This window comes from Sandaracinobacter sp. T42, assembly GCF_059115405.1.
On sequence record NZ_CM181101.1, the window covers coordinates 626,807 to 646,948 of the forward strand.

Sequence of the window (20,142 nt, forward strand, 5' to 3'; positions counted from 1 at the left end):
GGGCGCGTGATGGCGCGCGGGCGTGCGGCGCTGCCGGTGATTCCGGCGGCCCGGCGCTGAACCGGCTTCAATCCGGCCGCAGCACCATCTTCAGCGCGCCGGCCTCGCGCGCCTCGAACAGCCGATAGGCTTCCGGCCCCTCGCTCAGCTTCATGTTGTGGCTGATATAGCGCTCCGGCCTCAGCCGCCCGGACCGCACCAGCGGAAACAGCGCCGGCAGTTCCTCCGGCACCGAACAGGTGCCTACGCGGAAGGTCAGGCCGCCGGCGAAGGCGCGCTCCAGCGGAAACGGGAAGCGGCGCGACTGCTGCACACCGATCACCGAAACCGTGCCCCGCGCCCGCACCAGCCGCAGCGCGAAATCCACCGTCGCGTCGCTGCCCACCACTTCCACCGCGCAGTCCAGCTTGCGGCCGTGCGTGTCCTCCTTGATCCGCTCCATCGCCTCGTCGGGGTGCAGCGCCACCGCGCCTGCGGCTTCCGCCAGCGCCCGCCTCTCCGCCACCGGGTCGATCGCATAGACCACATGCGCGCCCATCACGAACGCGCTCTCCACCGTCATCAGCCCGATCGGCCCCAGCCCGATCACCGCCACGCTGCTGCCCGGCCGGATGTCGGCGTTGCGCGCGCCGAACCAGGCGGTCGCCAGCGCGTCCGTCAGCATCAGCGCCTGTTCCTCGGTCACGCCCTCGGGAATGGGCACGGCGTTCATGTCGGCGGCCGGCACGCGGAAGGCCTCTGCCTGCACCCCCTGCAGGTGGGCGGAAAGCCCGTAGCAGCCGCTGCCGTTCCGCTCGCAATTGTTCACCACGCCCGAAAGGCAGGGCCGGCATGCGCCGCAGCCCACGGCCGCCGGCATCATCACCTTGTCCCCCACCTTCACGCGCGTCACCTGGCGGCCCACCTCCACCACTTCGCCCACGGCCTCATGCCCTACGCAGAAGCCGATATCCCCGGAAAAGCCGTGGCCGTGATAGATGTGCAGGTCGCTGCCGCAGATGGAACAGGCGGTCACCTTCACGATCGCGTCGGTCGGCGCCTCCAGCTTCGGATCGTCCATGCTCTCGTGGCGGATATCCCGTGCGCCATAGTAGCGAAGCGCCTTCATGCCAGCCCCTCCAGTCGATAGAAGCGGGCGGCCGTGCCCGCGAACAGGTCGGCCTTTTCCGCCGCCGACGCGCCCGCCGCGATCCGCTTGAAGGCGTTCCACAGCGTGGCGTAATCCGCCCCCCAGCGGTCGACGGGAAAATTGCTCTCGAACATGCAGCGCCCCGCCCCGAACAGGCCGATGCATGTCTCCACCCAGGGACTCCACATCGCCGCGAGCGCCTCTGAGCCCGGCCTGGTCTCAGGCCCCATCCCCTCGAAACCGGGGAAGGGCATGCCCAGCCCGCCCAGCTTCACATGCACATTGGGCAGCGCCGCCAGCCGCGCCATCGCGGCCTTCCACGCGCCGAAGCGCTCGTCGCGCCGCCCGGCATAGCTGCCCAGACCCAGCGGCGTGCCCACATGATCGATCACCATCGGCACATCGGGGAAGGCGCGCGCCAGCGCTTCCGCTTCGTCCAGCTGCGGCTCCAGCACCCAGATATCCAGCGAAAGCCTCCGCGAAGCGAAATGCCGCAGCGCGGCATGCACCCGCGCATCCCCGGCCAGCCCCGGCGCGGCATGCGCCAGCGGCCCCAGCACCGCCGGGTCGGCATCATGCGCCATCATGTGCCGGATGCCGCGAAAGCGCCCGCCGCCTGCGGCCAGATGCGCGTCCAGCACGGCGGCAACCCCGTCGCCCAGCGTCAGGTCGGCATGGCCGACGATCCCGGCGCAGGCCTTCACCGGGCCGTAGGTGCCGCTGGCTGCCATCGCCGCCACGCCGTTCACGAACGCCGTCTCGCCCACCGGCTTCAGCGCTTCGGGGCCGTCGGCCCGGTAAAAGGCCCCGCACTGGACAAACACCGTTCCGATCACATTGTGGCCGCTGCCGCAGTCGGCCAGCAACTCGTCCAGCAGATATCTGGGCGTCTGCGGCAGGATGGCCTCGAACGGGTGGGTGCGCGCGGCCGGCAGGAACGGCAGCCGGCTCGTCCAGTCCCACAGATGGTGGTGCGGATCGATGATCGGCAGATCCGGCTCCAGGATCGTCTCGCGCATGCCCGCCTCCCTCAGCGTTCGTTCATCGCCACATATTCCTGGATCTTCTGCTTCCCAAGCTGGCTCATGTGCACTTCGTCCGGCCCGTCCGCGATGCGGATGAAGCGGTTCAGCGTGAAGAAGGCCGCGATCGGCGTGTCGTCGCTCACCCCCATGCCGCCATGCACCTGGATCGCCCGGTCGCACACCGTCTGCGCCATCTGCGGGGCTACCACCTTGATGGCCGCGATCAGGTCCTTCGCCTGCCGGTTGCCATAGCGGTCCATGGCGTCCGCCGCCTTCAGCGTCAGCAGGCGGGCCATCTCGATCTCGCAGAAGCTCTTCGCCACATCCTGGCGGATGCTGGACTGATCCGCCAGCTTCTTCCCGAACGCCACCCGGCTGTCCGCCCGTCGCGCCATGATCTCCAGCGCGCGCTGCGCCTGCCCGATCGATCGCATGCAGTGGTGGATCCGCCCCGGCCCCAGCCGCCCCTGCGCGATCTCGAAGCCCCGGCCCTCGCCCAGGATCAGATTTTCCTTCGGCACCCGCACATTGTCGAAGCGCAGCTCGCATTCACCGCCCGGTGAATTATGCGATCCGAACACCGTCAAGTGGCGCACGATGGTGATGCCGGGCGTCGTCGGTTCCACCAGGATCTGCGAATGCTGCGTGTGGCGCGAACCGTCGAACCGGCTCTTGCCCATCACGATCCAGATGTCGCAGCGTGGATGCATGGCGTTGGAAATCCACCATTTCCGGCCGTTGATCACATAATCGTCGCCGTCGGGCAGGATCGAAAGCTCCAGGTTCGTCGCATCGGAAGAGGCGACCTGCGGCTCCGTCATCACATAGGCGGATCGGATCTCCCCCTCCAGCAGCGGCTTCAGCCATTTCTGCTGCTGGGCCGGGCTGCCGAACTTCGCCAGCACCTCCATGTTGCCGGTGTCCGGCGCGGAACAGTTGAACACCTGCGAACACCAGGGCGAGCGCCCCATGATCTCCGCCAGCGGCGCATATTCGAGGTTGGTGAGCCCGGGGGAGAATTCGCCATATTCATGCGGCAGGAACAGGTTCCACAGCCCTTCGGCGCGCGCCTTCTGCTTCAGCGCCTCCATCCCCGGCCATTCCTTCCACAGGTTCGCCGGGTCATGCACCCAGTCGTGATAGGCCTGCTCGTTCGGATAGATGTGCGCGTCCATGAAGGTTTCCAGCTGCGCCAGCAGCCCCTTCACCTTGTCGCTGTGCTCGAATTGCATGGGTCGTCCTTTCTCAAAGGGAGAGGCCGCCATCCACCACCAGCGTATGGCCGGTGACATAGGAGGCGAGCGGGGAAGCCAGGAAGATGGCGGCGCCCGCCATGTCGGCCGGAAGCCCGGCGCGGCGCTGCGGAATGGCGGCCAGCGCGCCCGCCATCCGCTCGGGGTTCTGTGTCGTCACCCGGGTCAGCTTGGTGTCCACCAGCCCCGGCGCCAGCCCGTTCACGCGGATGCCTTCCGGCCCCCAGGCCTGCCCCAGCGTCTTGGTCAGGCTGATGGCGCCCGCCTTGGATGCCGCATAGGCCGGGTTGCCGATGTTCGCCTTCAGCCCGGAAATGGAGCTGACGATGATGAGGCTGCCCTTCGAAGCGGCCAGTTGCGGCCGGAACTTGCGGGCGCAGTGCATCAGGCTGTCCAGGTTCACCGCCATCACCCGATCCCAGCCGGGCCGCTCGAACTCGCCCCGCTTGTACACCACCGTGCCCTGGCACAGCACCAGAACATCCAGCGTGTTGAAGGGCGGCGCAGCCGCCTCGATCGCATCCGGGTCGCCCACGTCCACCTGCGCATAGCCAAGCCCGGAAAGGTCGGATCCGTCGGCCGGGTCATAGTCCGCGGCGGACGGTTTCGTCCCCCACACGGACACCGCCGCCCCCCGTTCGCGGAAGCCATGCGCGATGCCGTTGCCGATCCCGCTCGATCCCCCCACCACAAGCACCCGCCTGCCGGTGAAATCCGTGTCGTCAACCAATGTCAGCCTCCCTCAGCCGATGCGCCGCAGCGCACGTTCGAACAGGTAAATCGTATGGGCGTGCAGCCGGTCGCCCACCTCGCGCGGGGCCTTGCCCGCGCAGGCCCGCGCATGCGTGCCTTCCAGGATGATCCCCAGCTTGTAGCAGGCCAGAACCGCGAACCAGTCGAAGTGCGCCAGATCCCGCCCCGTCCGCGCCGCATAATGGGCGATCAGTTCGTCAGCCGTCGCGAACCCCTCCCACGGCGTCACGGCCACATCCGTCTCGTGCGGGCGGTCCCCCTCCGGCCAGGTCGCCACCAGCCAGCCAAGGTCCAGCAGCGGGTCGCCCAGCGTGCAGAGCTCCCAGTCCACCACGGCGGCCAGTTCGCCGCTGTCCCGCCGGAACAGCACATTGCCGAAGTGGAAATCGCCGTGGATGATCCCGGCACGGAATGTCTCCGGCCGGTGATCTTCCAGCCAGCGCGCCACCTTCGCCACGCCGGGTATGGCGTCCGGGCCCGTCCAGCCGGGCATCTCGGCATAGCTCGCCAGTTGTGAAGCCCAGCGCCCCACCTGCCGCTCAAGCCAGTTGTCCAGCTTGCCGAAGCCCTCCAGCCCCACCGCCTGGTAATCCACATCGGAAAGCGCCGCGATTGCGTCCACCATCGCCAGCCCCATGCGGTGCCGCATCGCCGCGTCGCCGGCATGGGGCATGGGCAGCCCCTGCGCCGCGTTGAAGCCATCCACCGGCTCCATCAGGTAAAAGGCCGCGCCCAGCACCGCCTCGTCCGCGCAGGCGGCGATCAATCCCGGATGCGGCACCGCCGTTCCCGCCAGCGCCGCCAGCACCCGCGCCTCACGCCGCATCGTCTCGTTGCTGTTCGCCCGCAGCACCGGCGGCGGCCGCCGCAGCACATAGGCCCGGCCGGCCCGCTCGAATCGCAGCAGGATGTTCTGCGTCCCGCCCGAAAGCCGATCCACGCGCGCCAGCGGGCCATGGCCCAGCCGCTGGCCATCCATCCACGCCGTCAGCGCGCCAAGGTTCACACCCGGCTCCAAGCGATCCTCCCCGATTTATCCACATGGATAATGCGTTTGACGCAAACGCCCGTCAAACTATGAATAGCGCCATGGTCCCGCCCCGCACCCCCGCCGAACAACTGAAGGCCGCCGCCCTCACGCTGTTCGCGCAGCGCGGGGTGGATGGCGTCACCGTCCGCCAGATCGCAGAGGCCGCCGGCCAGAAGAACCATGCCGCCGTCGGCTATCATTTCGGCTCGAAACAGGAACTGGTCCGCCAGGTCATCATCCACGGCGCCCGCCTGATCGACGACCTGCGCAACACCCTGCTCGACGAGCTTGAGGCGCGGGGCGGCCCGGCCAGCCTCTTCGACGTCACCGATTGTCTCGTCCGCTCGTCCCTTCCCGCCGCGGACCCGCCGTGGAGCGATTGCTACAACCGCTTCGTCGTCTCGCTGCAACTCTCGAACCGGCGGCTGTTCATGGATGCGATGGAGGGGCGCTGGAACTCCGGCTACCAGCGCTGCCTGGCCCATGCCCGGCGCCTGCGCCCGGATGTGCCCCTGGATGTGATGAACCAACGCCTCGTCTTCATGGGCGCGGCGCTCGGCGGAATCCTCTCGGCCCGCGAAGGGGAACTGGCGGATCGCTCGCGTCCGCACCCCACATGGACAGCGCCCGAAACGCTCGACCATGTGGCCCGCGCCCTTGCCGCCATCCTCGCCGGATAGCAGGCCCGAAGCCCCGGGCCCGGCCGGATCCAGCCTTGCACAGGATCGATCCTAGTCGGCGTGCATCCACAGCGTGTGGCTGTCGATCCGCAGCCGCGTGATGGCGTGCCAGGCGTCCGTCCGGGCCTCGACCTCCGCCAGGGCCGCCTCCTGCGCGATCCGCTCCGCATAAAGCCGGTCGGTCAGGTCGAGACCGCCCAGCGCATGTCCCCGCGCCGCGCGGGTTGCGGCCGCCTCGCTTGCATCGGCGGCCTGTGCGGCGGCCTCCCAGGCGGCAAAGGCGGCCTTCGCCGTTTCCACATCGCGCGCCGCGATCTCCGCGACTTCCTGGCGGACAGCCACGGCCCTTGCGCGCGCGGCGGATGCCCGCGCGCCGGCCTCCTCGGCCAGCGCCGCGCGGTGGCGCCCGCCGATCGGAAGGCTCAGCAGCAGGCCGACGCCACGCTCGGCGCCGTCCCGCTCCGAAAAGCCGCGGATGCCGACGGAGGGGTCGGCAAACCGATCCCGCCTCATGCGATCCGCCTGATAGCCCGCCTGATCGGCGGTGGCGACAACCGCGCCGATTTCATGGCTGCGCGCCAGGACGTAGCCGCCCAGCACATCCAGCCCTTCCGGCGGCAGCTGCGGCGGCGTCAGCGCCGGCGCTTCGGCCGGCAGGGCAAGGTCGGGAAAGCGGCTTGCAAGGGCAGCCCGGGCCGCCCGTTCCCGCCCCTCGGCCTGGCGGGCCGCCGCCCGGGCGAGTGCAAGCGCGGATGTCGCCTGATCGAGTTCCAGCCGGGCAGCATCGCGCAGGGCCAGGCGGCGCCCGACCGCACCTGCGGCAGCCGCATGGGACTCGACGGACCGGTCGAGAACCCGGCGGCCGGCGGCGGCGCCCAGCCATTCCCACCACAGTTCGTTCAACACAATGGCGGCCTGGTGCCGGGCGTCGTCCGCCCGGTTGTCAGCCAGACGGATACCCGCCTCTCCGGCCCTGCGATCGAGGGCCGATTTGCCGGGCAGGCGGATGGCGCGCGTCAGGCTGGCGTCATATTCGGCGAAATCGCCTTCCCGATCGACCCGGCGGCTGTGAAGCGAGGCGCTGGCGACGAACTCGTGCGGCCCGGTCGAAAGGGCGCGTGCGGCGGCCCTTGCGGCAGACAGTTCGGCCTGGGCCGCCAGAACGGCCGGGTTGCCATCCAGTGCGCGGGTCACATCGGCTGGATCCGGAAGCGGCGATTGCGCCCGGGCCGATGCGCCGAACAGCAGAAGAAGCAGGAACAGGGGGCGGTTCATCCGGCGCTCTCCATGTCTTCCAGGGCTTCGGCCCGGCTCTCACCGAACCGCGCATAGAGAAGCGGCAACAGGATCAGCGTCAGCAGCGTGGAGGTGATGAGGCCGCCGATGACGACGATCGCGAGCGGCTTCTGGATCTCGGATCCGGGGCCGGTTGCGAACAGCAGCGGCACCAGACCAAATGCGGCGATGGTCGCCGTCATCAGCACGGGGCGCAGCCGCCGCTGCGCGCCCGATGTCACGGCCTCGCCAAGCGGCAGGCCCTCCTCTCTCAGGTGGCGGATGTGGCTCACCATGACCAACCCGTTCAGAACCGCGATTCCAAGCAGCGCGATGAACCCGACAGAGGCCGGCACCGACAGATACTGGCCCGAAATCCACAGCGCGAGGATGCCGCCGACCATCGCGAACGGGATCATCAGCAGGATCAACACCGAGGGGCGAAGCGCGCCGAAGGTGGCGAACAGCAGCCCGAAGATGAGCGCGAGCGCGATCGGCAGCACCACCGACAGACGCGCCGCCGCGCGCTGCTGGTTCTCGAACTGCCCGCCCCAGACGATCCGGTAGCCCTGCGGCAGCGGAACTTCCGCGCTCACCCGAGCCTTGGCTTCCTCGACATAGCCCACGATATCGCGGCCGGAAACAAATGCCTGAACCAGCGCGAAGCGCGAGCCCAGTTCATGCTCCAGCTTGACCGGGCCTTCCGTGCGCTCAATCCGGGCGAGGTCGCCCGCGCGGGCCTGGGCGCCGGTGGGGCTGACGAGCAGCTGGTCGGTGAACAGGGTCGCATCGGCCGCAACGGCCTCGGGCCCGCGGATGATCACAGGCACGCGGCGCAGACCATCGTTCACCGAACCGGCGGGCAGGCCCTCGACCTGGGCGCGAAGGCTGTCCTGAAGGGCGTCCACGGGAAATCCGGCACGGCCCGCCGCCAGCCTGTCGATCTCGAGCGACAGATAATCGACATTGTCGTTGGCGACGGTCAGCACCTCGGTCGCGCCATCGATGGCCGCGAGCCGCTTCTCCACCTCGCCGGCCAGCCGCCCGAGTTCGGCGAGATCCGGGCCGAAGATCTTCACCGCCAGGTCGCCCCGGCTTCCGGTCAGCATTTCCGACACGCGCATCTCGATGGGCTGGGTGAAGCTGGGCTCGATTCCGGGATGGGCGTGCAGGACACGGCGCAACTCGGCAAGCAGCCAGTCCTTGTCGCCGCGCCATTCCGAGTGGGGCTTGAGAATCAGGAAGCTGTCCGTTTCGTTGAGCGACATCGGATCCAGCCCCAGTTCGTCGGAACCGACGCGTGCGATCACCGCCTTCACTTCGGGCACATTCGCCAGAATGGTGCGCTGGACGGCCAGATCGCCCTCCACGCTGTGATCCAGCCCGATCGAGGGATGCTTTGCCAGCTGGATCAATATGGTCCCCTCGTCGAGGGTCGGCAGAAAGATCTTGCCCACCTGCGTATAGGCGAAGGCCGCGATCAGCAGCGATGCCGCGGCAATGCCCGAAACCAGTTTCGGCCGCGCGAAGGCGCCCCCCAGAAGCCGGGCATAGGCCGGTGAAAGCTTGCGCATCAGCCAGGGTTCATGGTGCGCGGCGTTCACCTTCAGGCCATAGGAGGCCAGCACGGGGATCAGCGTGAACGCAATCAGCAGCGAGCCGAACAGCGCCATCACGATGGTCAGCGCGACCGGCGCGAACAGCTTCCCTTCCAGGCCCTGCAGGGACAGCAGCGGCAGGAAGACCAGCATGATGATGAGAATGCCCGACGTGACAGGACGGATGACCTCGCTCGTGGCCACCAGGATGCGGTTCAGCCGGCCCGTTCCCCGGTGCCCCGGATCGGACAGGCGTTCGACGATATTCTCGACCACCACGACCGCCCCGTCGACAAGAAGCCCGATCGCGATCGCAAGCCCCCCCAGGCTCATCAGGTTCGCCGAAAGCCCGAAGCCGCGCATCAGGATGAAGGTCATCAGCGCGGCAAGCGGCAGGGCCGCGGTCACGATCAGCGCCGCGCGCCAGTCCCCAAGGAACAGAAGCAGCAGGACGATGACAAGGATGACCGCCTCCAGAAGGGCCTTCTCCACCGTGCCGACGGCGCGGCCGATCAGGTCGGACCGGTCATAGAAGACAGAGATCGAGACGCCTTCGGGCAGGGTCGGCTGCAATTCGGCCAGACGCAGCTTCACGCCCTTCACCACCTCGGCGGCATTGGCGCCGCGCAGGCCGATGACCAGCCCCTGCACGGCCTCCGCGCCGGCTTCGCCGGAATTGGTCCGGGTCACGGCCCCGTACCGCGTGAGCGCGCCCGTGCGGACCGCCGCCACATCGCCGACCCGGATCACGCTGCCGTTCCGGGCCTCCAGCGGTATCGTGGCGAGATCCTCGAGCGAGCGCACCGCCCCGACCGCCCGCACGATCAGCACCGATTCGCCATCCGCCAGCCGGCCGGCGCCATCGTTGCGGTTGCCGGCCCGCACGGCTTCGGCAAGATCCGACAGGCTGATCCCGGCGGCCGCCATGGCCTTCAGATCCGGAACGACCTCGAAGGTTTCGACATACCCGCCCAGCGCATTCACATCAGCGACGCCCGGAACGGTGCGCAGGGCCGGCCGGATCGTCCAGTCGAGCAGGCGGCGCTTTTCGGCGAGGCTCAAGGGGCCCTCGATGGTGAACATGAACATATCCGACAGCGGGGTCGAAATCGGGGCGAGGCCGCCCTCGACACCCGCCGGCAGGTCCGCCTGGGCAGCCGCGAAGCGTTCGGCGACCTGGCTGCGCGCCCAGAAGATGTCCGTCCGGTCCGTGAAATCGATCGTGATGTCGGCGATTGCGTATTTGGCGACCGAACGGAGCATCCGCTGCTCGGGAATCCCCAGCATCTGCTGCTCGATCGGCGTGATCACCTTCGCCTCGACCTCCTCCGGTGTCATGCCGGGGGCCTTCAGGATCAGTTTGACCTGGGTGGGCGCGATGTCCGGAAAGGCATCGATCGGCAGCGTCAGGAACGACCACAGCCCGGCTGCGGCCACCAGCAGCGACATGAGCAGCACGACAAGCCGGTTGGACAGCGACCATTCGACAAGGCGGCGAAGCATGTCAGTCGGCCGCCTGCGACTTCAGTTCGGGAAGGTTCGAGATCGCGACCGTGGCCCCGGGCTGCAACCCGTCGATGATGTAGGTCATGCCGTCCGCCGTCGCGCCGACGACGACAGGCGCCGGCTGAAAGCCCTTCGCGGCCTTCACGAAAACCACGTCGCCCCCCGCGAGTCTTGCAACGGCTGCGGAAGGCACGGCTGTCGAGCCGCTCTTGCCGTCCCCCAGTATCGTGACGTTGACGGAACCGCCCGCCAGAAGTCCCGGCGCCCCGTCCAGGGCGGCAATGGCCTGGGCAGACCGCGTGGCCGGATCAAGCCCCGGCGCGACCGAGAGGATCCGCCCGCGCGTTCCATCGGCCAGCAAAACCGCCATGCCCGGCCGGACCTGCCGCACGAGCCGCTCCGGCAGTTGCAGATTCAGCGTATAGCGGCCGCCACCTTCGATCACGAACGGCGCCGTCATGCCGTCCAGCGGGCCGCCCGTCTCGACGGCGATCTTCGACACGCGACCGGCGATGGGCGCGACAAGCCGCACCATCCCGTCGGTGCCGGCGCCGGCGCGGGCCAGCGCACGCGCTGCTTCCGACTGGTCAACCAGCGCCTCGCGCAGGGCCGCCTTCGCCTCGTCCGCACGGGCGCCCGCCACGACACCCTCCGCGGCCAGCTGGCCGATCCGGTTCGCATTGGCCCGCGCCAGATCCACGCGCGCATCGGCGCGGGCCCCATCGGACGCGAGCGACAGCGCCTCCCGGCTGACGACGGTGGCGAGAAGCTGCCCCTTCCTGACGTCCTGGCCCTCGATGACGTGCAGCTGGCGGATCGCCCCGGAAAAGGCGGCGGTCACGGCGACCCGCGCAGCAGGCGGAAAGCTGATCGTGGCGGGCACGATGCCCAGCGGCACCTCGTTCGCGGCCCGCGCAACTGCGGTCTTCGGCTGCTGGGGGGTCACCGGCTCCGGCGGCGCGGCATCCTGGGACTTGCCACATGCCCCCAGCGCGAGTGGCAGCAGCGCGATTATGCAAAGATGGCCCGGCTTAATCATGCCGCGTCGATGCCCGATGAATCTTGCACGAACCTGTCAATCTGTCAGCTTGCTGCAAGGGATGGCGGCTAAGCTGCCCTTCAGGAGGATCGATGCGCCTGCTTCTGGTCGAGGATGATGCGGAACTGTCGGGCCGGCTGAGACGGCGGCTGGAAGCGGCTGGCTTTTCGGTCGACCAGGCCTTCGATGGCGAAACGGCGGCCGACTGGCCGGATCTGGGGCAGCTTGCCGTACTGGTGCTGGATCTCGGGCTGCCGGCCCTGCCAGGCATCGATGTGCTGCGGCACTGGCGTTCCAGGGGCGTGCGCACGCCGGTCATCATCCTCACGGCCCGGGGCAGCTGGCAGGAAAAGGTGGAGGGGCTGAACGCGGGGGCCGATGACTTCGTCGTGAAGCCGGTCCAGTCGGAAGAGCTGATCGCGCGCATCCATGCGCTGGTGCGACGGACACAGGCCGGCGGCGCGCCCCTGCTGCAGGCCGGCGGCATCACTTTGGATCCGGTGGCGCGCACCGCAAGCCGGGGCGGGCAGCCGCTCGATCTCAGCCGGCAGGAATTCCGCCTGCTGGAACTGTTCCTCCGGCGACCCGGCCATATCCTCTCACAGGAAAGCCTGCTGGAACAGCTCTATGCGCTTGAGGAGGAGCGCGACCGGAATGCGCTGGAAGTGCAGGTGAGCCGCCTGCGGCGCAAGATCGGGCGTGAGGCCATCGCGACCATGCGCGGGCTCGGCTATCGGTTTCAGTCATGAAGCCCGCACACGCCGCAGGCAGCCTCAGGCTGCGCTTCCTGCTGGCGATGCTGGTCTGGATCAGCGCCGGGCTGGTGGTGATCGGCCTCAGCACGTCCGCCCTCTTTCGCCGGCATGTGGAAAAGCAGTTCCACGAGGAACTTGAGGTGCACCTGACCGAGCTTGCGGATCTCACCCGGCTGGATGCGGACGGGCGGCCGGTGCTGGAACGCCCCCTCTCCGACCCGCGCTACGCACAGCCGGATTCCGGCTTCTACTGGCAGGTGGTACGGGATGGTCACCCCCCGTTGACATCCGCGTCCCTCACCTCCGGCGCGCTGGAAACGTCGCTGGCGCATCAGCCGAATATCGTGCACCGGCTGGCGCCGGGGCCGACGGGCCCGTCGATGACCTACGGCTTTGCCAGGCCCGTGCCGGGCGGCGGCAGTCTGCACTTCCTGATCGCGACGGACGAGCGGCACCTGGATTCGGTGATCCACGCCTTCGACAGGGAATTGCGGCGCTGGCTCCTGCTGCTGGCGCTGGGGGTTCTGGGCACGGGGTTCCTGCTGGTTGTTTACACGCTGCGGCCGCTGGGCCGGCTGGGCCAGGCGGTCGCGGATGTGCACGCCGGGCGCGCCCGCCGCATGGACGGCGAATGGCCGACCGAAATCGCACCTCTCGTCGCCGATCTGAACGGACTGCTGGACATCAACGAGGACATGGTGACGCGCGCCCGGATTCAGGCGGGGAACCTGGCCCACAGCCTGCGCACCTCGCTCGCGATCCTCACCGACGAAGCGGAAACGCTGGCGCGCAGCCGGGCCGGGGACAGCGCGGTGACCCTGCTGGAACAGTCCAGACGGATGGCGCGACAACTGGACTGGCATCTGGCCCGGGCCCGGGCAGGCGTGCGCCACGGCGCAAGGACAGAACTGCCCGATGCCGTCCGGTCGATTGCCGGCGCGATGGAACGCCTCCATGCCGGCAACGCCATCCGCTTCCATGTTCAGGACGGAACGCCCGTCGCCCTGGCCATCGAGCCGGAGGATTTCGCGGAGATCCTTTCGAACCTCGCCGACAATGCCGGCAAATGGGCCCGAAGCGAAGTCCGCATCAGCTGGGCGGTCGCGCAGGGCAGGGCCCTGATCCATATCGAGGATGACGGGCCGGGCATCGCGGAGGCGCTGCGAAACCAGGTGTTCGACATCGGCAATCGCCTGGACGAACAGACGCCCGGCCACGGCCTGGGGCTTGCGATCGCAAGGGATCTCGCCGTCCTGCACGGGGGCGAGATCCGGCTTGGCGCCCGCACGGACGGGCAACCGGGCCTTTCTGTCCTGCTCTCGCTGGACATCAGCGGCCAGCCAGACACACGCATCACCGAGGCGTGACACCCGCGGCCGGGCCGGCGGGCTCGGCCGGAACGAGCCCCGCATCTCAAATTGTCAACCAAATAGATTAGCTTTCTTTCCGGCTGATCGCCGATGCCATAATCCTGTGCGCAGACGGCCGATCCGGCCGCGTTTCCCGCTGAGACGTCATCGTCAGGCCCCATGGCAAATCTTCCAGGAGGTGCTTCAGACGATGCCGTGCCGGATCCCTTTCCACACCCCCGACGCACCGATGGCTGACGCCTTGCGCAGAGCCTGGATGCGCCCGCCGCCATCCTGAGGCCGCGCCCGCCGCCTGACCGACACAGACCTGATGAAACGACCGGCGGGAAGCGCCCTTTCCCGAAGGCGCCCGCGTGCGCGCGTCGCACATCGCCGAACAACGACAACCGATCCGCATGGGAGAAGCCGACATGTTCACACAAGACGCCGCAGGTCGCAGCGGCAACAGGGGGAAAATCCGGTCCGCAAGCCGTCGGCGTGCGCTGCTGGTGGCTGCAACGGCCGGGCTGGCGCTGCTGGCAGGCACACCGACGGCGTTCGCCGCGGCCGGCGTCTCTCCGCTGAGAGAGGTGCAGGCGAAGAAGCGGGCGGCCCTGCAGCAGCCGGCGGCGCAATCGCACTTCGAGATCAAGGTGCGCACCACGGCGGAAAGCCGGTCCGGCGTCCGCCGGCTTCGCATCGGGGATTTCCAGTATCTGAGCGACAGCGACCGCGACTATGCCGGCTATGATCTGGGCGCAGGATCCTGGGACACCTTTGCCGCCATTGTCGCGAGCGCGCTGGCGGATGAATTCCTGATCCAGGCGACGGCGGCGAACATCCCCGTCGACGCCATCGACGTGATCTTCACCAGCACGCCCGACACGCCGGAAGTCGCGAAGACACGCAAGGTCTCCTACCCGCGCAACCTGGCCTATGTGGCGCATATCGATTCGCCCGCCACCGATGCGCAGCTGGAACAGTTGCGCCAGACGGTCGAGCGCGTCTCGCCGGTGCTGAGCATCGTGCGCGACAGCCAGCAGATCGGCCATGGCCCCGTGAAGCTGACGGCCAGCCCGGCCCTGCGCGATCCCGATCTGCCCCCCGGGCTCCGGGACTTCCTGGTGGAGAAGCGGCAGGCGATCCTGCGGCGGCAGGCGCGGCGGGAAGCGGCGGCGAAGGCGCCCGTGCGGTCCGGGGCGCAAGCGGCTGGGCTCAGGGCGCATGCCCATGTCGAGCCGAACACCGGCATCCGCAACACGCGGACAGGCACGGGCAACTACCAGATCGTGCACGACAGCCGGGCCGGGCAGCTGGGCTATGGCCTGGCGCCGACGGTGGAAGAACATCAGATCGGCGTGCTCGGCACCTGCCTGACGCACATCTTCGAGATCGAGGCCGCGAAGCGGCAGGTGATGCTGGATTCGTTGGAACTGCGCACAGAAGCGACGCTGTCGCCTCGCGTGGACGGAGGAGCAGCGAACCCGCCGCGCTTCCGGAACATTTCCTATAGCGTCCACATCGAATCCCCGGCGCCCGCGCCGGTGATCGAGGAACTGCGGACCGCGGTCGAGGGCTCATGCCCGATCTACAACCTGCTGAAGGATTCGCAGCCGATCGACGGCCGGGTCGTTCGCGGACGCTACGCAGGCTGAACCGCCTGCATCCGAACGGGCGGCCGTCGCCGCCCCCTCAATGCATGAAATCCAGGGGATATCTGATGACTTATCGTTTGGCCCTGTCGGCCATTGTCCTGGCGACCCTGCCATTCCCGGCCACGGCCGCATGGGCCGTAAAGGACGAAGACCCGCGCGAGGCCGGTGGCGAAACGGGCGGCGAAACGGGCGGAGAGACTGCCGGTGCCGGGGATGCCGGAGACTATGCCGACACGATCGTGGTGACCGGCCAGGCCGAACGGGGCGGCGGCGAGATCAGCTCCGGCGCGCTGGGCACGCGCACCAGCCTGGACACGCCTTTCTCGCTGTCGGCGGCGACCGCCGATGACATCGAAAAGCTGCGGGCATTCACCACGGCCGACTATTTCGTGGCCGACGCAAGCGTCTCCCGCGATGGCGGCAGCCGCTACAATATCCACGCGCAGTGGGTGACGGTGCGCGGGGCTGCCGTTCGCACGCACCTCTACAACGGCGTGCCGCTGCGGGATTCGCAAGGTGCGGATACCCCGCCCGAGTTTCTCGAACAGGTGCAGCTGCTGAAAGGCGCGGGCGGCTTCATCTATGGCTTTGCGGCGCCCGGCGGCATCATCAACTATGTCACCAAGCAGCCGACCGAGAACCAGCTGCTGGACTTCAGCTTCGGCTATCAGTCCAGATCGCAGTTCCGCCAGCATGTCGATGTCGGGAATACGCAGGGCCCGTCGGCTATCGGGTGAATCTGGTGCAGGAATTCGGCGACACCTATGCCGGCAGCAACGTGCTGCGGCAGGGGGCCGCCGTCAGCCTCGCACTGAAGATCAGCGAACAGCTGACCTGGCGCGGGGACGCCTTCTACCAGCACAACCGGATCAATCTCGCCGAGCCGAGCTGGGTGGTGGGCGGCAATGCCGCGCCCTTCGTCCCCAGCTACCAGGACAGGAACGTCCCGGCCCCCGTCAGCGGCCGCACGCGCTTCGCATCCGACGACACCTATACCGATGGCCGGCTGCATTCGGCGACCACAAGCCTGACCTGGCAATTCGATCCGGACTGGCACGCCCGCGTCAGCGCCGGCACGGTCGGCAGCAACCACCGGCTCCCGTACGAGCGCATCCTGCTGATCAACCAGCAGGGTGACTATGCGCTGCGGCTGTTCAACGGCCTCAACATCTACAAGAACAACATGATCTCCTTCTATGCGGAAGGGAAATTCGAGACAGGGGGGCTGTCGCACCAGCTTTCGGTCGGCGCGGACTGGCGCGACAGCGAGGGCAAGCATGGGCAGAACCTCGCCACCGTCCAGCCGGGCGGCAACATCTTCAACCCCGTGCCTGCGACCTGGACCTTCGACAACAGGCGCGACCTCGAAGCGCGCAAGACCGGCTGGAACGAAGAGAAATCCGCCTACGTCAGCGACACCGTCACCCTGGTCGACAAGCTGAGCGTCCTCGCCGGGCTGCGCTACACCAGCTACAAGTCAAAGTCGTGGAACTGGCTCTCGCAGGCTTTGACCAGCGACTACAGGACCGACGGCTTCACCCCCACCTTCGCGCTGCTGTTCAAGCCCGATCCCGGCACCACCATCTATGCCAGCTACATCCAGGCGCTGGCGGAAGGGACCATCGTCGGCGACGTCTATGCGAACAAGGGCGAGATCCTCCCCGCGCTGACCAGCAAGCAGTATGAGATCGGCGCAAAATGGCAGCGCACCGACTGGGATGCGACCGTGGCGCTGTTCCGGCTGGACCGGGGCGCCAACCTGATCACCGACGACAACCGCCTCGTGCAGGATGGCGTCGAACGCTATCAGGGCCTCGAGGTCGCCGGGCGCTACCGGGTGAACCCCGCATGGTCGTTCGGCCTTTCCGGCGTCTATGTGGATGGCACCCATCAGAAGGCCGCCAACAGCTGGCTGATCGGCCGCCCGCTGCACGGCACGGCGAAGTTCAGCGGTGTTGCCGATGTCGCCGTCTCGCCGGCCTTCCTCGAGGGGCTGAGCCTGCGCGGGCTGCTGCGCTACCAGGGCAAGGCCGCCATCTACAACAATCAGGCGAAGAACTGGACGGTCTATACACCAGACGTGCTGCTGGCGACGGCGGGCGGCGAATATGCCTTCGAGCTGGGCGGCCGCGAACTGACGCTGAGGGGGCAGATCCAGAACCTCTTCGACACCCGCTACTGGAACAGCGGCACCAGCACCTGCTGCTACTCGCTGTCGCCCGGGCAACCGCGCACCATCAGCCTTGATCTGAAGATCAGCCTTTAATCCCCACCCGCCCCCTGTCCCCCTCTCCCAGCGGAGTTGCCAACATGGTCACGACGTATCCCTCGCGCCTGCGCAAATCCCACCTGCTGGCCGTGCCGGTCGCCCTTCTTTCATCGGCGCTTGCCCTGCCCGGGTGCGGGAAGTTGCAGCCGGAAAAGACCGCCACCAGCCAGCAGGCGAGCGAAATCGCCTGGCGTCAGGGCGATGTCGCCGATGCCTTCGCCGAAGCCGTCGAGCAGAAGAAGCCGGTACTGCTCTACTGGGGTGCTGTGTGGTGCCCGCCGTGCAACCGGCTGAAAGCCGGGCTGTTCAAGGACCCCGAATTCGTTGCCCGCACCCGGGATTTCATCCCCGTCTATCTGGACGGGGATTCAAAGGGCGCACAGGCTTGGGGGGAACGCTTCGCCATCAAGGGCTATCCGACGCTGATCGTGCTTCGCCCGGACCAGAGCGAGATCACCCGGCTTTCGGGCGGGGGCGAACCCGATCAGGTGGCCGCGGTTCTGGCAGCAGTGCAGAAGGGCACCGGCAGCTTCGCGGAACTGGTGCAACGGGTCCGGACCGACCCCGGGAGCCTTTCCGACGCAGACTGGACACTGCTTGCCGGCTATGGCGGCTGGAGCAACGAGGAAGGGTCTGGCGGCCCTGCGGCCGTGCTGCCCAAGCTGGCCGCGGCCGCCCCGACGCCGGAACTGCGCCGGCAGTTCGCGCTGCAGGCGCTGGCACGCCGTTCGCCGAAGGATCCGCCGCCGGCGCCCGCCGCGCAGGCCGTGGCAAGGACCGTGCTGGAAGCGGTTCTGGCGAACCCCGCGGAACTTCGGGCCAATCGCGCCACGCTGGCGCAGAATGCCGTTCCGCTGGTGCAGGCAGCCGCCCCCGCCGGCCCCGCGCGCTAAGCGCTCGCGCGCAGGCTGACGACCGCGCTGGAGAGCTTTCAGGGCGACGAGGGCCTGACAGCTTCGGATCGACTTTCCGCGGTCGGGGCCGAGATCGCGCTCTTTCAGGCGGCGGCCGGAAAGGAAGCGTCGCTGCCGGCCGAACTGGTGCGGAAGGTGCACGAACGTGTGGCCTGGGCCGACAAGGCGGCGCGCAACCCCCACGAGCGGCAGTCGCTGATCAGCACAGCCGCGCGGCTGCTTTCCCAGGCCGGGGACAGCAAGGGCGCGGAAGCGCTGCTGAAGGCCGAACTCGGGAAGTCGGCGGCGCCCTATTACTATATGCCGACACTGGCGAAACTGGCCGAGGAACGCGGCGACAGGGCGACAGCGGTGGACTGGTTGCGCCGCGGCTACGAGACGTCCGAAGGGCCGGCAAGCCGGGTGCAGTGGGGCGTGACCTATGTGGAAGGCCTGCTCCGGCTGACACCGGAGGATGACGCCGTCATCGAGAAGGCGACGGGCCAGGTAATCGGTGAACTGGCTAGCCAGCCAGATGGATATCGCCAGCGGACCCGCCAGCGGCTGGAGGGGCTTGGAAAATCCCTGCAAGAGTGGAGCAACACGCATAACGGGGCAGGAACGCTGCAACGGCTGCGCGCCCGCACGGCAGAGGCCTGCGCGGCACAGGCCGACAGCAAGGTGCTGGACGCGTGCCGGAACTGGCTGAACGCCGCCTGATCAGCTCGGCCGCCCGTATGCCGGGAAGGCGCCACAATCGCTCTGTCGGGAAATTCTGGCGCCCCCGAAAGGGGGCGCCTGGTGCCCAGGAAAGGACTCGAACCTTCACGGCCTCGCGGCCACAGGTACCTGAAACCTGCGCGTCTACCAATTCCGCCACCTGGGCACTGGGGCGTCACCCGCAGCCGGCCATGGCTGACTGCGAGGCGCGCTCGTTATTGGGCGTCCTCGCGATTGTCAACAGGCCAATCGCCCGGCTAAGGGCTGCGGCATGCAGATCGCTCCTTCCCCAGGCCTCGCGGTGCTCATCGGTGGCGCCGGTTTCATCGGAACCGCAGTTGCGGAATCGCTCGCCCGCGCAGGCTGGCAGCTCCGGATCGCCAGCCGCAATCCGGAACGTGCCCGTCGGCTGAAGCCGCTGGGGGATGTGGGCCAGATCAGCTTCGCCCGCGCCGATCTCAGGGTGCCGGCCAGCGTCGCGGCGGCCGTCCGCGGGGCGGATGTCGTGGTCAACCTCGTCGGTATCCTCGACGAAAAGGGCGGCCAGCGCTTCAGCGAAATCCAGGCACAGGGCGCAGGCGTCGCCGCGCAGGCCGCAGCCGCAGCCGGTGCGCGCGCCTTTGTCCAGCTGTCGGCCATCGGCGCAGATCCCGCCAGCCCGTCGGCCTATGGCCGCACCAAGGCCCAGGGCGAAGCGGCGGCGCTTGCGGCCTTCCCGCTGGCCGCGATCGTCCGCCCCAGCCTGGTGTTCGGCGCAGAGGACGGCTTCACCAATCGCTTCGCGTCATTGATCGCATCCGCGCCGGTCGTTCCGGTGATTGCCCCTGAAACCCGCTTCCAGCCGGTCCATGTGAAGGATGTGGCCGCGGCGGTTCATGCCATCATCGCCGGTGGGCGCAGCGGCGTTCACGAACTGGGCGGCCCGGAAGTTCTCAGCATGCGCCAGATCATGCGCTTCATCGCCGATGAAACAGGGAATGCGGCAAAGGCCCTGGTCGATACACCCGATATCGCCGCACGCTTCATCGCGGGGCTGGGCTTCCTTCCCGGCGCGCCGCTCACGCAGGATCAGTATCTGATGCTGAAGGCCGACAACATCGTGTCCGGCGCCTATCCGGGGCTCCCCGATCTCGGCATCGCGCCCGTATCGCTGCAGGCCGTCGCCGGCCAGTGGCTCGCCCGCTATCGCGCGGGCGGCCGATTCGCCGCCTGA

The 20,142-nt window shown here is 68.3% G+C and carries 17 protein-coding genes and 1 tRNA gene; 9 read left to right on the forward strand and 9 right to left on the reverse strand.

Going from position 1 to position 20,142, the window contains the following annotated elements; translation table 11 throughout:
* Window positions 1-67: 67 nt before the first annotated feature.
* From ACW9TV_RS03010 to ACW9TV_RS03030, 5 genes are read right to left on the reverse strand one after another with little or no spacing between them, the layout of a single operon-like run.
* Window positions 68-1,108, reverse strand: coding sequence for an alcohol dehydrogenase family protein (locus tag ACW9TV_RS03010; protein ID WP_494304377.1), 1,041 nt, complete (start codon window positions 1,106-1,108; stop codon window positions 68-70).
* Window positions 1,105-2,148: an amidohydrolase family protein gene (locus ACW9TV_RS03015; protein ID WP_494304378.1), complete on the reverse strand. Its 1,044-nt coding sequence runs from the start codon at window positions 2,146-2,148 to the stop codon at window positions 1,105-1,107. Before ACW9TV_RS03015 ends, ACW9TV_RS03010 begins: the two co-directional genes overlap by 4 nt.
* An 11-nt stretch (window positions 2,149-2,159) precedes the next feature.
* On the reverse strand, window positions 2,160-3,386 hold the full coding sequence (locus tag ACW9TV_RS03020; RefSeq protein ID WP_494304379.1) for an acyl-CoA dehydrogenase family protein: 1,227 nt from the start codon (window positions 3,384-3,386) through the stop codon (window positions 2,160-2,162).
* Window positions 3,387-3,399: 13 nt separating this feature from the next.
* Window positions 3,400-4,137, reverse strand: coding sequence for an SDR family NAD(P)-dependent oxidoreductase (locus ACW9TV_RS03025; RefSeq protein ID WP_494304380.1), 738 nt, complete (start codon window positions 4,135-4,137; stop codon window positions 3,400-3,402).
* 12 nt (window positions 4,138-4,149) lie between these two features.
* A complete protein-coding gene (locus tag ACW9TV_RS03030; RefSeq protein WP_494304381.1) occupies window positions 4,150-5,178 on the reverse strand; it encodes a phosphotransferase family protein in 1,029 nt (342 codons plus the stop codon).
* A gap of 71 nt (window positions 5,179-5,249) precedes the next feature.
* Here ACW9TV_RS03030 and ACW9TV_RS03035 point away from each other — a divergent pair, with 71 nt between their 5' ends.
* Window positions 5,250-5,870 carry a TetR/AcrR family transcriptional regulator gene (locus ACW9TV_RS03035; protein ID WP_494304382.1) on the forward strand — a complete coding sequence of 207 codons (621 nt, stop codon included), beginning with the start codon at window positions 5,250-5,252 and terminating at the stop codon, window positions 5,868-5,870.
* 51 nt (window positions 5,871-5,921) lie between these two features.
* On the opposite strand, the gene ACW9TV_RS03040 is transcribed toward ACW9TV_RS03035, so the two are convergent.
* From ACW9TV_RS03040 to ACW9TV_RS03050, 3 genes are read right to left on the reverse strand one after another with little or no spacing between them, the layout of a single operon-like run.
* Complete coding sequence (locus ACW9TV_RS03040) at window positions 5,922-7,145, reverse strand: TolC family protein (protein ID WP_494304383.1); 1,224 nt, start codon at window positions 7,143-7,145, stop codon at window positions 5,922-5,924.
* Window positions 7,142-10,246, reverse strand: a complete 3,105-nt coding sequence (locus ACW9TV_RS03045) for an efflux RND transporter permease subunit (protein WP_494304384.1) — start codon at window positions 10,244-10,246, stop codon at window positions 7,142-7,144. The genes ACW9TV_RS03040 and ACW9TV_RS03045 overlap by 4 nt, the downstream gene beginning before the upstream one ends.
* 1 nt (window position 10,247) lies before the next feature.
* Window positions 10,248-11,288: an efflux RND transporter periplasmic adaptor subunit gene (locus tag ACW9TV_RS03050; RefSeq protein ID WP_494304385.1), complete on the reverse strand. Its 1,041-nt coding sequence runs from the start codon at window positions 11,286-11,288 to the stop codon at window positions 10,248-10,250.
* A gap of 92 nt (window positions 11,289-11,380) precedes the next feature.
* Between ACW9TV_RS03050 and ACW9TV_RS03055 the strand changes: the two genes are divergently transcribed.
* The 7 genes from ACW9TV_RS03055 to ACW9TV_RS03085 all read left to right on the forward strand — a co-directional run bounded on the left by ACW9TV_RS03055 (window position 11,381) and on the right by ACW9TV_RS03085 (window position 18,929).
* Window positions 11,381-12,037: a response regulator transcription factor gene (locus ACW9TV_RS03055; RefSeq protein ID WP_494304386.1), complete on the forward strand. Its 657-nt coding sequence runs from the start codon at window positions 11,381-11,383 to the stop codon at window positions 12,035-12,037.
* A complete protein-coding gene (locus tag ACW9TV_RS03060; protein ID WP_494304387.1) occupies window positions 12,034-13,410 on the forward strand; it encodes an ATP-binding protein in 1,377 nt (458 codons plus the stop codon). The genes ACW9TV_RS03055 and ACW9TV_RS03060 overlap by 4 nt, the downstream gene beginning before the upstream one ends.
* 413 nt (window positions 13,411-13,823) lie before the next feature.
* Window positions 13,824-15,047 carry an OsmC family protein gene (locus tag ACW9TV_RS03065; protein WP_494304388.1) on the forward strand — a complete coding sequence of 408 codons (1,224 nt, stop codon included), beginning with the start codon at window positions 13,824-13,826 and terminating at the stop codon, window positions 15,045-15,047.
* 65 nt (window positions 15,048-15,112) lie between these two features.
* Complete coding sequence (locus tag ACW9TV_RS03070) at window positions 15,113-15,784, forward strand: TonB-dependent receptor plug domain-containing protein (RefSeq protein ID WP_494304389.1); 672 nt, start codon at window positions 15,113-15,115, stop codon at window positions 15,782-15,784.
* A 5-nt stretch (window positions 15,785-15,789) separates the two neighbouring features.
* The gene (locus ACW9TV_RS03075; protein ID WP_494304390.1) at window positions 15,790-17,313 is read left to right on the forward strand and encodes a TonB-dependent receptor; all 1,524 of its coding nucleotides are present in this window, start codon (window positions 15,790-15,792) and stop codon (window positions 17,311-17,313) included.
* 44 nt (window positions 17,314-17,357) lie between these two features.
* Window positions 17,358-18,209, forward strand: coding sequence for a thioredoxin family protein (locus tag ACW9TV_RS03080; protein WP_494304391.1), 852 nt, complete (start codon window positions 17,358-17,360; stop codon window positions 18,207-18,209).
* Window positions 18,210-18,365: 156 nt separating this feature from the next.
* On the forward strand, window positions 18,366-18,929 hold the full coding sequence (locus ACW9TV_RS03085; protein WP_494304392.1) for a hypothetical protein: 564 nt from the start codon (window positions 18,366-18,368) through the stop codon (window positions 18,927-18,929).
* Between the two features lie 79 nt (window positions 18,930-19,008).
* Here the strand turns inward: ACW9TV_RS03085 and ACW9TV_RS03090 are convergent.
* Window positions 19,009-19,095: transfer RNA gene (locus tag ACW9TV_RS03090), tRNA-Leu, on the reverse strand.
* Between the two features lie 105 nt (window positions 19,096-19,200).
* Here ACW9TV_RS03090 and ACW9TV_RS03095 point away from each other — a divergent pair.
* Entirely contained in the window at window positions 19,201-20,142 is a 942-nt protein-coding gene (locus tag ACW9TV_RS03095; RefSeq protein WP_494304393.1) for a complex I NDUFA9 subunit family protein, read from the forward strand.